The following is a 13,166-nucleotide window of genomic DNA, read 5'->3' as shown; positions in this document are numbered from 1 at the left end:
CCAATCCGACCACCACCCACACCCAATCATGAAAACGATACTCGTTACCGCGACCGAAGAAAGCACAGGCAAGACCGCGGTCGCGCTCGCGCTGGCCAAACTGGCCGCCGAGCGCGGCCTCTCGGTCGGCTACATGAAACCCAAGGGCACCCGCCTCCAGAGCAACGTCGGCAAGACGCTGGACGAGGACCCGATGCTCGCGCGCGAACTGCTCGACCTCGACGCCGAGATGCACGACCTCGAACCCGTGGTCTACTCGCCGACGTTCGTCGAACAGGCCGTTAAAGGCCGCGAGGACCCCGACGAACTCCGCGAGCAGGTCCGCGAGAGCTTCGACAGTCTCGCCGAGGGCAAGGACCTAATGGTCATCGAGGGCGGCGGGAAACTCACCACGGGCGGTATCGTGGGCCTGACCGACCCCGAAGTCGCCGACCTGCTGGACGCCGAGGTCCTGCTCCTCTCGAAATACTCGCAGGCGGGCGACGTAGACGACGTACTGGCCGCCGCCGAGGACGTGCAAGCGACCGGCGACGACCGACTGCTGGGCGTGCTGTTCAACGCCGTCCAAGAGGGCAACTTCGACGGTCTGGACACGGCGGTCGTCCCCTTCCTCGAAGGCCGCGGCGTGCCAGTCCTCGGGGTCGTCCCGCGCGAGCAGTCGCTCGCGGGCGTGACCGTTGCGGAACTCGGGGAGGAACTCTCGGCCGAACAACTGAACAGCGCGCCCGGTGACGCCTTCGTGGAGCGATTCCTCGTCGGCGCGATGTCGGGCGATTCGGCTCTGCGACACCTCCGTCGGACGAAGGACGCCGCGCTCGTCACCGGGGGCGACCGGCCGGACCTCCAGCGGGTCGCGCTGGAAGCGCCGGGCGTGAAGTGTCTGATTCTGACCGGCGGCTTCCGGCCGCCGGGCGCGGTCATCGGCAAGGCCGAGGAGAAGGGCGTCCCGGTCCTGCTGGTCCAGTCGGACACGCTGACGACCGTCGAGCGCGCCGAGGACGTGATTCGAAGCGGTCGCACCCGCGACGCCGAGACGGTCGCGGTGATGCGGGACCTGCTCCACGACCACGCGGACGTGGAGTCAATCGTCGGCGGTGCTGACGCCGACACGCAGGCGGACGGGAGCGCGAACTCCAGTGAAGAAGAGTCGGACGCCGCCGAGAAGTAGTCCCGCAAGTCAACTGTAGGCGCTGGCGGCGTCGGCGCGAATCTGGGAGAAGTTGGGCTTCGAGGCGGAGGGCGTCCACCGCGACGAGGCGTTCACCGACGGCGAGTACGTCACCGTTCGGTACTTCGGCGCGCTGGACACCGAGTGGCTGTCAGAGTGAGAGGGAGAACGGGACCGAAGGCGGTAGCGAAGCCGTTCGAGGAAGCTACTCCAGCACGCTCTCGACGGCTTCGAGCGCGGGCGTCACGTTCGACACGTCGCTGTCCATCCCGACGAAGACGGTCGGCAGACCGTCGTACCCGAGGACGACGAGGTTGATGCCGTCATCGAACACCTCGACCGAGGTGGTGTAGCGCCCGAGCGGTTCGTGGAGGTCGGCCTTCCGGTCGCTGTGCAAATTCTTGAAGGCGACATCGTCGATGATGTCGTCGATTTGCTCGGCCGAGTAGTCGTCAAGGGCTTCCTCTGAGGTGTAGGCGACGGAATACTCTCGCTCGCGGAACTTCCCGTAGAAGACTCCACGGAGTCCGTCACCGACCCGTTCTCGGAGCGCGACGACCAACCGGTCGATTTTCGAGTCCATATGTCGAGTCTACGAAACGGAGCGTTATTTTTCTTCCTGAATGAGAAATATCTCTCGCGTTCACTGGCGTTTGTCACTTGCACCGCCGGGTTATTTACTCCGGGAGCGAAAACTCGCTGGCGAATGGTAGTCGAACGCATACTCGCGCTGGCGACGATACTCGTCCTCGCGGGAACGTTTCCGCTGGCAGTTATCGCGGCCCGCGGGTTCCGCGGCGCGCCGTTCGGGTCTGTCCTGCGCCCGCTTCCCGTCCTTCTGCTCGCGTATATCGCGCTGAACGCGGGCACCGCGCTCGGGGTCTCTACGCCGCCCGCCTTCAACCTCGCGGCGTCGGCAGTGGCGACCGTGACCGCACTGGTCGCGGCGGCGCACGTCCTCGTCTTGCTCACCGAACGGAGGAAAGTATGAACCCGATGAGCAACTTCGTCTCGTTCGTCTTCATCGCCCAGACGTCGATGCTGGTCATCACTACCGTCCTGCTCGTCTACCCTACTGTCGCATACGCTCGGAACGTCGCGCACACGCGCGGCCTGCTGTTGCTGGCCGCCGCGTTTCTCTCCCTGACGTTCTCGTACGTCGCGTCGATACCGCTCGAACTGTCGCTGGTCTCAGCGGTGTTCGACTTCTCGGCGTCGGTCTTCACGGCCGCCGGAATCTGGCAGTTCGCCCGGCCGTTCGTGCGCATGGACGACCGTGACGTGGAAACGACGACCGCGGACGACGCGTCCGGAGGGTTCGAGAGTGCCCGAGGAGACTGACGGGGCGGCGTTCTCGCTTGACCCCGGCGAGCAGGCGCTGGTGTCGGTCCCCTCGATGGGGTCGCCGCTGACCGCCCTGCCGGACGAGGCCTTCGAGAACATGTTGGTGGTGTCGGCCACCGCCGCACCCGGCAGGGTCGAGTCGATAGTCGAACGCCGCGGCGGCGACCCCAGCAAGGTCGGCGTCGTCCCGGTCACGGGGTCGCCCAGCGAGTACGACGGCCCGCTCTGGACAACCGACCCGGTGGACCCGAGCGATCTGACCGGCATCAGCATCCGCGTCTCGACGGCGATGGAGTACGTCATGGGCGGCGGCTGGGTCGTCGTTGACAACGTGAACGTCCTGTTGATGTACGGTCGAGTCGAGCAGGTGTTCAGACTGCTCGATTCGGTCGTCTCGGCCAGCCGCGAGAAAGGAGCCTGCGGGGCGTACTGCACGGTTCGAGACGCAGTCACCGACGAGACGTACGACCGACTTCGCGGACTCTGTGACCGCACGATAACGGTCGAGTAGTTCGACGCGCGACCGGACTACATTCGTCGCACACTCGGGCTAATTTTCCGTCGTCTGAGTCCTGATACTGATACGGTAAAATTAATATTCTCTCATTTGCTAAGAGTACCCATAGATGAAACGACGCACGTTTCTGGCGAGCGGTGTGGCGTCGCTCTCGCTGACCGCCGGATGTCTCGGGGGCGGTGGGAGCGGTGCCGAACTCTCGCTGAAACCGGAAGACGGTAACGTTGACGGTTACCCGCCGGAGTTCGACGACCAACCCGAAGAGCGGAACATCGACACGTCATCGTTCGGCACGACTGAGGAGAACGGCGTGCAGGTACCTCTCGCGCCCGTCGATGTGGCCCACTACTGGTACAAACGCGGCGAGGCCCGAATCGCGGACGCTCGCGGTAAGAAGTCCTACAAGAAGTCCCACGTTTACGGGGCGGTCCTGAGTCAGGCCTCGAAGGGCCGACGCGCCGACAACGACCCCGTGATGGACTGGCCGAAAGACGACCGAATCATCTGTTACTGTGGCTGTCCACACCACCTCTCGTCGATGCGCGCTTCCCAACTCATCAACGAGGGTTACGAGAACGTCTACGTCATCGACGAGGGATTCTGGGAGTGGCAGGACCGCGGCTACCCGATGCGAGGGAGCGACGTGTCCAGCAAGCCCAACAGTTGGGTCATTAGCGGCGAGACCCAAGCGTCGCTCGCGGGGCGCAACGCGTGGGCGCGCCACCGCGCGTCCGGCCAGATGGAGTCAACCGACATCACCGACGCCGGGAGCTACGAACTCCACCTCAAGTTCCACGAGGTCGGTCCCGACTCGACCATCGAAGTCGAGACGCCGGACTATCAAGTCGAAGGGAAGCTAAAGGACCTCGCCGCCGGAACGGTCCAAGGCTGAGACCGGGGCGAAGTCGTCGTCGCCGTATTTTCCGTCGCACCGAGATTCCCGCCGTCGATTACGGCGAGTTTTCACTTTTCGAAATCGGTCCGCGAGATTGCGGACCGCGATTCACTGTACCGACTCCGAGTTCGTCTGCTCTTTCGACGTACTTTCGACCGACGATTCGGTTCCAAGCAGTACAGTTTATTTTCACAGAGTAAAATATTTATATCCTAATTTAGTTTTATAATACTAACCAAAGATATTATAAACTAAAAGAACGATAAAAACGTTTATGTCCGGTTACAACCGACGGTCGTTCCTCAAAGTCAGCGGCACAGCACTCGGCGGCATCGCAGTCGGTAGCACGGTGACGGTCGCAACCGCCGACGAGCGATTCCTCGTGGACAGCAAGAAGACCTCGAAATCCGAGGCCGAGGCGGCGGGTCTCGACGTGGCCCACGACCTCCCCGAAATCGACACGCTGGTCGTGGAGGGCGCGGAGTCCGACGTGGAGGCGCTCGGAGTCGATTACGCCGCCGACAGCACCTACTCGCTCGACCTTCCGTTCGACGAAGAGCAGGTCGCGTCCGAAGACGCTACGGACGAACCGTACTACTCCGCCCAGTGGGACAAGCAGGCCCAGAACATCCCGGACGCCCACGAAATCACGCGCGGCGAGGGCACTCGCGTCGCGGTCATCGACACCGGCGTCGCGGCGGGACACCCCGACCTCCAGCACGCGGTGAACGAGGACCTCTCGCAGGACTTCACCGGCGACGGCTACGGCGCGGCCGGACCGTACGGCGGCTACCACGGCACCCACGTCGCGGGCATCGTCGCGGCCGACGACCGAAACGACGCCGGAGCGGTCGGCTCCGCGCCCGGCACCGAAATCGTGGACTGCCGGGTCTTCTCGCCGAGCGAGAACGCGGCGTTCGCCGACATCGTGGCCGCGATGGTCTACAGCGCTCGCATCGGCTGTGACGCGGCGAACCTCAGCTTAGGGTCCTACCCCGCCTCTCGAAAAGAGAACGGGAGCTTCTACGGCAAGATTCTCAACCGGACGACGAGCTACGCCAAGAATCAGGGAACCGTCATCGTGGTCGCGGCGGGCAACGACTCCGCGGACCTCCAGCACGACGGAAGCCTCATCAGCCTCCCGAGCGAGGCGGCCAACGTCGTCTCGGTCAGCGCGACCGGACCCATCGGGTTCAATCAGGGCGACGACGGTCTCGAATCGCCGACTTACACGCCCGCGGCCTACACAAACTACGGCACGAACGCCATCGACGTGGCTGCGCCCGGCGGGAACTTCGACGACTACTCCGCTGGCTGGTTTTACGACATGGTGTTCAACGCCATCGCCCGACCGCAGTTCGACGCCGACGGCAACTACGTCGGCGCGAGTTACACCCACTCGTGGATTGCCGGAACGTCGATGGCCGCGCCGCAGGTCGCTGGCGCAGTCGCGCTCCTCCGGAGCCAGCGTCCCGACCTCAACGCGAACAAAGTCCGCAAGCGACTCCGCAACACCGCCGAAGTGCCCGAGGAGTTCGACAAGACCTACTACGGCGCTGGCGAACTGAACACCTACGAAGCGCTGAAGTAAAGCCGAAACCGCCGTCGTTTTTTCGGGCAACGCGACTCGGGAGTCGCGTCGCACGTCACCCCGGATGGTTCCTCCCGAATCGCGTCCACTTCGAGCTACGCTCACTCAGAGACGCCTCCTTCTCTCGCCTCTCGCGCTCTCCGACGACGAGACCCCGTATCTACGCAAGCGATTCCGAATCCCGTGCATTTATGCCCACGCTGTTAGTAGGCTACTAACAACAGTGCCAGATATGAACCGACACCGCGTCGTGCGGAGGGCCGACTCGTGAACGCGAGCGACCTCTTCGCCGCCGTCACGCAGTATAGCCGCGGAATCATCGCCGTCCTACTCGTGCTGACCGTGCTGGTCGGGGCGGGCGCGCCGATGGTTGACCAGTCGTCGTCGCTCGAACAGTTCCAGAGCGACAGCACGGCCGCCGACAAACTCAATTACATCGAGGAGAACTTCGAGTCCGGCGACGAGAACACGACGACCGCCCAACTTATCGTCCGCGACGAGGGCGGAAACGTCCTCTCGAAGGACGCGATGGTCGAGACCCTGCAACTCCAACAGGCGTTGCGCGACAACGCGACGGTCAACCGAACGCTGTCGAACGAGACGCCCAGCACCGGCATCGCGAACGTCGTTGCGACGGCCAGCATTCGACAGGAGCAGGCGACCGAACTCAAAGAGAGCGGTGCCGAACTCCGAGAGCGTCGGGAATCGCTCAACGAGTCGCGGGCCGAACTCCAACAGCGGAGTCAAGAAATCAACCGGACCGCCGGGCGACTCGGCGCGAGTCTGAACCAGACCCGCGAGTTGCAGACCGAATACGACCGTCTCAACGCCTCCTACCAGCAGGGCGAGGTGAGCGACTCGGCCTACCGCCAGCAGTCCGAACAGTTGGAGACCCAACTTCGACAGGTCCGGACCTCGGCGACAGAGAACCTGACCGCGAACCAGTCGGCGACGTTCGCACAGGCCTTCCAGCAGACCCGCGGTCTGCAACTCCAACTCGATAGACTCAACACCTCCTACCAGCAGGGCGACATCAACCAATCGACCTACCGCCAGCGTACGACTGAGATTCAGTCTCAGTTCGAACAGGTGTTCGAGTTGGGCACGCGGGGCGTCTTGGCCGACAAGTACCAGCAACTCCAACAGCGCGGCGAGGAGTTGCGCGAGGAAGGCGAACAGTTAGCCGAGGACGCAGAACGACTCCAAGAGCAGCGCCAGCAGTTGCAGAACGCCTCTGCACCCCCGCTACGGGAGCAGACCGACCGCTTGCAGTCGATGAACGCCTCGGACATCGAATCGACGGTCGAGACGGTCCTGAGCGAGAGCGACGACGGGTCGTCGAGTCAGGCGTTCACGTTCATGCCGACCTCCTACGAACCCGGTAGCACCGAGGCCAACGCGACGATGGTTGTCGTCTTCCAGACCCAAGACGGCCAGACGGTCCAAGGCATGGCGTCGAGCGACATCGTTGACTCCCAGACCGCGATGGCCGACATCGCCGAGCAGGAACTCGACCGGGAAGTCCTCGTCTTCGGGTCCGGCATCATCAGCGAGGAGACCGACCAGTCGATGACCGACAGCATCGCCATCGTCGGTCCGATGGCGCTCATCTTCGTCATCCTGACGCTGATAATCGCCTACCGCGACCTGCTCGACATCCTTCTGGGCGTGTTCGGTATCGGCGCAGTCCTCGTCTGGACGTTCGGCTTCATGGGCTGGGTAGGAATCACCTTCAACCAGATATTCATCGCGGTGCCGGTCCTGCTCATCGGTCTCTCCATCGACTACGCGATCCACGTCTTCATGCGTCACCGCGAGGAGCGCGAGGAACACGACGGCGAGAGCGTCCGCGAGGGGATGTCGGTCGCACTTGCGAGCGTCGGCGTGGCGCTCGTCTGGGTGACCGCGACGACGGTCATCGGCTTCATGTCGAATCTTGTCAGTCCCCTCCCGCCGATTCAGGACTTCGGTATCGTGAGTTCGGTCGGCATCCTCTCGGCGCTGATCGTCTTCGGCGGACTGATTCCGGCGCTCAAGGTCGAAATCGACGGCTTCCTCGAAGCACGCGGCTTCGACCGCAAGAAGAAAGCTTTCGGAACTGGCGGCGGCGCGCTCGGGTCGCTGCTCTCTGCCGGGTCGGTCGCGGCCCGGAAGGCACCCTTCGTCGTCATCGCGCTGACGCTGGTGCTGTCGGCAGGCGGCGCGTACGGCGCGACGCAGGTCGATACCAGTTTCGCGCAGACGGACTTCCTCGCGGAGGACCCGGCCGACTGGATGAAGGACCTGCCCGAACCGTTCGCGCCCGGCGACTACTCCGCGAAGGCGAACCTCGAATACGTCAACGACAACTTCCTGCGACAGGACTCGCAGGCCCAGATTCTGGTCGAGGGTCCCGTAGCGAATCCCGACGCCCTCGAAAAGTTACAGCGGGCCGAGGAGACGGCCGCCCAGAAGGACGACGTGGTTGTCGTCCTCTCGAACGGCGAGCCACAGATTCGGAGTCCGCTCTCGGTGATGGACCAAGTCGCGGCCGAAAACGAGTCGTTCAACCAGACGTTCGCGGCGGCCGACACCGACGGCGATAGCGTGCCCGACCGTAACGTCGAGGAAGTTCTCGACGAACTGTACGCGGTCGCACCGCAGGAGGCGAAAGGTGTCGTCGTCCGACAGGACGGCGAGTACGAGGCCGCGCGCATGATCGTCTCGGTCCAAGGCGGTGCCTCCTCCTCGACGGTTACGACGGAGATGCGCAACATCGCCACCGAAATCAGTAACGACGACCTGACCGCCACCGCGACCGGCCAGCCAATCGTCTTCGAAATCGTCCAGAAACAGCTTCTGGACACCGTCATCGAGAGCCTGCTCATCACACTCGCGGCGACGTTCGCGTTCCTGATGATCGCCTACCGTCTCGTCCACGGGAGCGCCACGCTGGGAGCCATCACCCTGCTCCCCGTGGCGTTCAGCGTCTCGTGGATTCTTGGGACGATGTATCTGCTCGGGATGCCGTTCAACGTCCTGACGGGGATGATCACCAGCCTCACGGTCGGACTCGGGGTGGCCTACAGCATCCACCTCAGCGAGCGCTACACCATGGAACTCGGGCGGCGCGACACCATGTGGGAAGCCATGAACGAGAGCGTCACCGGCACCGGCGGCGCGCTTCTCGGTAGCGCGGCGACCACCGTCGGCGGGTTCGGCGTCCTCGTGTTCGCCATCCTGCCCGCGCTCCAGCAGTTCGGCGTCATCACCGGCCTGACAATCGTCTACGCGTTCCTCGCCAGCGTCCTCGTCCTGCCGAGTCTGCTGGTGCTGTGGACGCGCTATCTCGGGCCGGGCGAGACGGACGCGAGCCAACCGAGCGCCGCAGTCGCTAACGGCGGGACGGAGATGAGCGAGGACTGATGGACGAAGACGACGCCATCGACGCCCTCGAACACCTCGGACTCTCGAACTACGAGGCCAAGGTGTTCGCCGCGCTCCAGCGACTCGGCACCGGCACCGCCCGCGACGTGCATCGGGCGACCGACGTGCCTCGCTCGCAGGTCTACGGCGCGGCCGAGTCCCTGCAAGACCGCGGTCTCGTGGAGGTCCAGCAGTCCAAGCCAATCCAGTATCGCCCCGTCAGCCTCGACGCCGCCCGGTCGCATCTCCGTGGCGAGTTCGAGCGCACCCAAGAGCTGGCCTTCGACTACCTCGAAGCGGCCCGAAAACAGCGCGGCGAGGGCGACGAGGAGCGCGAGGATATCTGGACGGTCCACGGTCGGACCAGCATCGACGGCCGAGTCGAGCAACTGCTCGAAGAGGCCGAGCGCCGAATCCTCTTCGGCGTCGGCCACGACGCCCGCGGACTGACCGACGACCTCGCCGACCGCCTGCGCGAACGGGCCGACGCAGGCGTCGAGGTCGTCCTCGTCGGCGACTCCGTGCTCGAAGAACTGTTCGCCGACAGCGATGTGGAAATCGCGGACTTCCCCGCCGACCACCCGCACAACAAACCTCCGGACCGCGACGACCCTATCGGCCGGGTCGTCGTCGTGGACGGCGAGACGGTGCTGTTGAGCGTCCGCGACAGGCGCGACGACCCCGAGTTGGAGGAAGAGACCGCCATCTGGTCGTCGAAGACCGGTATCGCCGCGGTCCTCATCCAACTCATCGACGGCGGACTCGGCGACGCCGTGTCGGTCTAAGCCAAGCCGGGAAAATCCGCTCACCCGACACTTTTTCTCGGTCGGCCTTGTAGCCCGACCCATGCCGTGGTACGCCGTAGAAGCGCTTGACGACGCGCTCGACGCCACGAAGTCGTTGCTCACTCCGTTCGACGCCCGCCAGTGGCTCAAACTCGCCGTCGTGGTCTTCTTCCTCGGAGGCACCGGGGGCGGTGGGCCGTTCACCAGCGGGGGTGGCGGCGGTGGCGGTTCGACCGACGTGTCCGGCGACGCTCCGGAGTTAACGTTCGGGCCGGGGAGCGAGTTCGACGTTCCGTCCGCGCTAGGCGACGTACTGCCAGTCATCCTCGGCGTGGTTGCCATCGCGCTACTCGTGGGTCTGCTCTACGTGCTAATCGGGACCGTGATGGAGTTCGTCTTCGTGGAGACGCTTCGCCGCCAGCACGTCCGGATTCGGGACTATGCCAGTCAGCACCTCGGCCGCGCCGTCCAGTTGTTCGCCTTCCGGGTCGCGCTCGGCCTGCTGGTCGTCGTTCCGGCAATCGCGCTGGTGGCGGGCATTGTCGGACTCGCCACGGGCGCGCTCGAAATTTCGGTTGTCCTGCTTGTTCTCTTGATTCCGCTGGTCGCAGTCGTCGGCTTCCTCGTCGCGCTACTTGACGCGTTCACCGTCAACTTCGTCGTGCCGGTGATGATTCTGAAAGACACCGGCGTCCTCGCGGGGTGGCGTCGGTTCTGGCCCACGCTGACCGAGGAGTGGAAGCAGTACGGCGTCTACGCGCTCGTCCGAGTCGTCCTCGCGTTCGCCGCCGGACTGGTGGCCACGGTCGCTGGCGGAATCATCGGCGCGTTGCTGGTCGCGCCGCTGGCCATCGTGGGCATCGTAGCGGTTCCCGCGTTCGGGGGTTTCGGCGCGATACTTTCGAACCCGGCCGCGCTGGCCGTCGCGGGACTCCTCGCGCTGTCGTACGTCGTCGTCCTGACCGCCGCGCTCGCGGTGGTCTTCGTGCCCATCCAGACGTATCTGCGCTACCACTCGCTCGTCGTTCTCGGCGACACTAACAGCGAGTTCGACCTGATTCCGGACCTGCGCCGCGAGATACGCGAGTCGGAGTGACGATACCGACGGGAGGTTTGTGTTGGACAAGAGAAAAATTACTTCGACCGGCCAGTCCCCGATTTGTCACACTTATTTACAGTGTCGGGAGAATAGACTGATTTATGCCCTCCAAAGTCAAAGACGTTGTGTTCAGTGAACCCGCTGGGAAACGTAATGCGTTCGTGATGTTTGGTAGCTCACTCGCAATGTTGAGCATCTATATCTACTACGATGTTCTACGCGATGTCTCCTCGGTCAACTCACTTATTATGGCGCTTGGGTTCGCGCTGTCCGGAGTCGCTGAGTCCCTTCCAACGGAGCGCCGACAGATGGCCGGTGGATTGCGTGTAACCGCGCTTCTGTTGCTAATCGGTCTACTCATCCTGTTAACCTTCGCTCCCGAACTCGTGCTCTGACCACGATTGGGTCCGTGTTCGATTCGCATAGCTACGTAGCGGTCTCGCGTTTCGATTTCGGACGCCGAGTTACATAACGAAATCGCGCTACCGACCACTGTTGTGAGTCAGAGTTTCGACCGGAGTTGCCGCGAGACCGCCGCGTCGTCGAGCAGTTCGCCGTCGCGCCGGACGTGGACGACCGGCGCGTCGTCCATCCGGAGCCATTCGTCGTCGCCCTCGCCCGAGAGCGAAATCGACCGGCCGGTGCGGCGGGTGCGGACGCGACGAGCGGTCTCACGCGCTCGCTCGTCCCCGTCCTCGCGTTCGGTTCCGTCCGCGCGCTCGCTTCGCTCGCACGCGTCGAGCGCGAGCGGCGGAGCGCTCCGTTCGGTCGCCACGATGGGGATGTTTTCGAGGTGCGGGTCAACTTCGCGGAGGAGCGTGCGATACTCGCGGACGAGACCGACGGCCGCTTCGGCGGCGTCGGCCGAGGGGAACGACTCGCTCCGGACCGGGACCGGGCACTTACCGGATAGCGGACAGACGACGGCGAAATCGCCGTCGGGGTCGGTCAACTCGGTTATTCGCTCGCGGAGGTGTTCGAGAGAGTCTGTCATGGGGACTCGGTGGCCAGCCCTCAGCGGACCGTTGAAGTCGTTTCGGTATCCTCGTCGGCCGCCGCGCTGACAGAACCTGCGCGCTCCATTTCTCACACGCGAGCGCAGAGGTGACTCCGGACCGCGCGCTGGCAGTCGGCCAGCACGGCGTCGAGTTCCGCGAGGTCCGCCAGCACGGGGTGAGCGTCCGAAAACTCGCCGTAGAGGTGGGCGAGTAGCTCCGACTCCCGAATCCCGGTCAGGCCGTCGTTGCGCGTCTCCCGAATCGCGGCCTGTCGCTCGGCGGCGATGCGGTCGCAGGTCGCGCGGAACTCGGCCAGTCGGTCGTGGCGCGCCCGCAACTCCTCGAAGCCGAGTTGGAGCAGGGGTGTTTCGTCGGCGTCCGCCAGCCAGTCGGTCATGTCGCTCAGTTCGTCGGCGATGTCTCGGACTCGGTCGCGCTCGCCTTCGATGCCCTCGGCGAGCAGGCGACACTCCTTGCGGCGCTGGTCGGCCTGCGAGAGGAGTTGGCGCTTGAGTCCGGTCGAGAACCCGCCCGCCGCGGGCGAGAGCGCCGCGGTCAGTTCCGGCGATAGCTCGTCGGCCATCGCTTCCTGCATCGACTCGGCGTCGGCGTAGGGTAGAACCGTCTCGCGGAATGCCTCGCGGACGGTCGCCGCGCCGCCGGACGCGTCCGCTCCGGTCGTTCCGACGGCGAGCGCGCTCCCGGCCGACCTGCCGCCCGACGACCCCGCCGACCGGCCGCCCTGTCGATTCGCGTTGGTGACCGACACCGCCGCGACGCGCTCGCGGAACTCGCCGAACGCCGCGACTTTTTCGGCGATGCGGTCGCGCTCGCTCGCCGCGCGTTCGACCGCCGCGGGCGTCCGGGGTTCGAACGTCGTCGCGTCTCCTGTGGGGAACTGTTCGATCATAGCTTCGAGTCGAGTTGGCGCTCTACGGCGTCGTCAGGGAGCGGTTCGCCGTCGCTCCGGACGTGGACCAGCGGCGCGTTGTCCATCCGGAGCCACTCGGACTCGCAGTCGCCCGAGAGGGTCACCGACCGCGAGGACTGGGGGAGACCGTTCGCGCGTCTCCCCTCGGTGCGCTCGCGGGTCGAGACCAGCGTGGGCGCGTCGCCCGGTCGCTCGTATACCGAGAGGCGATGCTCGGGGAGTTGCGGGTCGGTCTCGCGGAGCGCCTCGCGGTAGGTTCGGGCGAGGTCCGCGGCCTCGTTGGCGGCCGCCTCGGTAGGGAACTCCCGGCCAGTCAGCGGCGCGGGGCACTCGTCCGTGTCGGCACACGCGACGTAGAAATCGCCGCCGTCAGCGGCGAGGTCGGCGATTTCTCCGCGGATGGCGTCGAGGGAGCAGGTCATGTTTTAGGCTT

14 protein-coding genes are annotated in these 13,166 nt (G+C 64.8%); 10 read left to right on the top strand and 4 right to left on the bottom strand.

What is annotated here, in order from left to right; all coding sequences use genetic code 11:
• The first annotated feature begins 28 nt into the window (after nt 1-28).
• Complete coding sequence (locus EP007_RS13610) at nt 29-1,168, top strand: phosphotransacetylase family protein (protein WP_128478173.1); 1,140 nt, start codon at nt 29-31, stop codon at nt 1,166-1,168.
• 205 nt (nt 1,169-1,373) lie between these two features.
• Here EP007_RS13610 and EP007_RS13605 read toward each other — a convergent pair whose 3' ends face one another.
• A complete protein-coding gene (locus tag EP007_RS13605; RefSeq protein WP_128478172.1) occupies nt 1,374-1,751 on the bottom strand; it encodes a hypothetical protein in 378 nt (125 codons plus the stop codon).
• A gap of 123 nt (nt 1,752-1,874) precedes the next feature.
• On the opposite strand from EP007_RS13605, the gene EP007_RS13600 reads away from it, so the two are divergent.
• The 9 genes from EP007_RS13600 to EP007_RS13560 all read left to right on the top strand — a co-directional run bounded on the left by EP007_RS13600 (nt 1,875) and on the right by EP007_RS13560 (nt 11,199).
• Nucleotides 1,875-2,159 (top strand): hypothetical protein, encoded by a 285-nt coding sequence (locus EP007_RS13600; RefSeq protein ID WP_128478171.1) that lies wholly within the window; start codon nt 1,875-1,877, stop codon nt 2,157-2,159.
• Nucleotides 2,156-2,509, top strand: a complete 354-nt coding sequence (locus EP007_RS13595; protein ID WP_166035596.1) for a hypothetical protein — start codon at nt 2,156-2,158, stop codon at nt 2,507-2,509. Before EP007_RS13600 ends, EP007_RS13595 begins: the two co-directional genes overlap by 4 nt.
• Nucleotides 2,493-3,023, top strand: a complete 531-nt coding sequence (locus EP007_RS13590) for a DUF7504 family protein (protein ID WP_128478169.1) — start codon at nt 2,493-2,495, stop codon at nt 3,021-3,023. Before EP007_RS13595 ends, EP007_RS13590 begins: the two co-directional genes overlap by 17 nt.
• A gap of 115 nt (nt 3,024-3,138) precedes the next feature.
• On the top strand, nt 3,139-3,921 hold the full coding sequence (locus tag EP007_RS13585) for a rhodanese-like domain-containing protein (protein ID WP_128478168.1): 783 nt from the start codon (nt 3,139-3,141) through the stop codon (nt 3,919-3,921).
• Nucleotides 3,922-4,198: 277 nt separating this feature from the next.
• Nucleotides 4,199-5,515 carry a S8 family peptidase gene (locus EP007_RS13580; RefSeq protein ID WP_128478167.1) on the top strand — a complete coding sequence of 439 codons (1,317 nt, stop codon included), beginning with the start codon at nt 4,199-4,201 and terminating at the stop codon, nt 5,513-5,515.
• 267 nt (nt 5,516-5,782) lie between these two features.
• Nucleotides 5,783-8,920, top strand: coding sequence for an MMPL family transporter (locus EP007_RS13575; RefSeq protein ID WP_243700390.1), 3,138 nt, complete (start codon nt 5,783-5,785; stop codon nt 8,918-8,920).
• Nucleotides 8,920-9,705 (top strand): TrmB family transcriptional regulator, encoded by a 786-nt coding sequence (locus tag EP007_RS13570; protein WP_128478166.1) that lies wholly within the window; start codon nt 8,920-8,922, stop codon nt 9,703-9,705. The genes EP007_RS13575 and EP007_RS13570 overlap by 1 nt, the downstream gene beginning before the upstream one ends.
• A gap of 61 nt (nt 9,706-9,766) precedes the next feature.
• Nucleotides 9,767-10,801 carry a DUF7544 domain-containing protein gene (locus EP007_RS13565; RefSeq protein WP_128478165.1) on the top strand — a complete coding sequence of 345 codons (1,035 nt, stop codon included), beginning with the start codon at nt 9,767-9,769 and terminating at the stop codon, nt 10,799-10,801.
• Nucleotides 10,802-10,905: 104 nt separating this feature from the next.
• The gene (locus EP007_RS13560) at nt 10,906-11,199 is read left to right on the top strand and encodes a hypothetical protein (RefSeq protein ID WP_128478164.1); all 294 of its coding nucleotides are present in this window, start codon (nt 10,906-10,908) and stop codon (nt 11,197-11,199) included.
• A gap of 107 nt (nt 11,200-11,306) precedes the next feature.
• Here EP007_RS13560 and EP007_RS13555 read toward each other — a convergent pair whose 3' ends face one another.
• From EP007_RS13555 to EP007_RS13545, 3 genes are all read right to left on the bottom strand, one after another.
• Complete coding sequence (locus EP007_RS13555) at nt 11,307-11,798, bottom strand: DUF7552 domain-containing protein (RefSeq protein WP_128478163.1); 492 nt, start codon at nt 11,796-11,798, stop codon at nt 11,307-11,309.
• 92 nt (nt 11,799-11,890) lie between these two features.
• Nucleotides 11,891-12,712 carry a DUF7260 family protein gene (locus EP007_RS13550; protein WP_128478162.1) on the bottom strand — a complete coding sequence of 274 codons (822 nt, stop codon included), beginning with the start codon at nt 12,710-12,712 and terminating at the stop codon, nt 11,891-11,893.
• Nucleotides 12,709-13,155, bottom strand: a complete 447-nt coding sequence (locus EP007_RS13545) for a DUF7552 domain-containing protein (protein ID WP_128478161.1) — start codon at nt 13,153-13,155, stop codon at nt 12,709-12,711. The genes EP007_RS13550 and EP007_RS13545 overlap by 4 nt, the downstream gene beginning before the upstream one ends.
• Nucleotides 13,156-13,166 lie beyond the last annotated feature (11 nt).

Source organism: Halorussus pelagicus (assembly GCF_004087835.1).
Lineage (GTDB): Archaea > Halobacteriota > Halobacteria > Halobacteriales > Haladaptataceae > Halorussus > Halorussus pelagicus.
The sequence above is the reverse complement of the archived record's forward strand: the minus strand, read 5'-3'. Positions and strand labels throughout refer to the sequence as shown.